Annotated in this window: 1 protein-coding gene; it reads left to right on the forward strand. The window is 62.7% G+C overall.

What is annotated here, in order from left to right:
* Positions 1-85: 85 nt before the first annotated feature.
* On the forward strand, positions 86-421 hold a 336-nt coding region (locus tag NLU14_RS21355), incomplete at its 3' end, for a hypothetical protein (RefSeq protein ID WP_275710422.1).

Here is a 421-nt window from a genome sequence, read left to right on the forward strand (position 1 = left end):
CTTTGTCGGACAATCAGGGCGTACGGTCGCCCAACGGCGGAATTATTTCTGTATAGCCGTGGCACAATCCGGTAACGCGAACGATATGAACCGCACCTTTCCCGCCATGTTTTCTTGCGCGATTGCGCTAGGCGCACCCTTAGGTGCAGCCGCTAAACCCCAGCAAACGCAGGCACAAACCGCCGCCGTTTTACCCAGCTATGCCACCTTGGCGCGGCACGTGACCACGGCCCCGCTGATCATCGACGCGCGCATCCGCAAGGCGGACCGGCTGAAGCCCGAAGAATCGCCCGGTCTGGCCGCCGATACGGCCCGTTTCCTGGTCGAAGCCGATGTTTCCGCCCTGATTCGGGGCAACCAGGCCATGGCCACGCGCATCACCTACACGGCCGATGTCCCGCTCAATGCCAGGGGCAAGCCG

It is taken from the genome of Marinobacter iranensis (assembly GCF_029207565.1).
GTDB lineage: Bacteria > Pseudomonadota > Gammaproteobacteria > Pseudomonadales > Oleiphilaceae > Marinobacter > Marinobacter iranensis.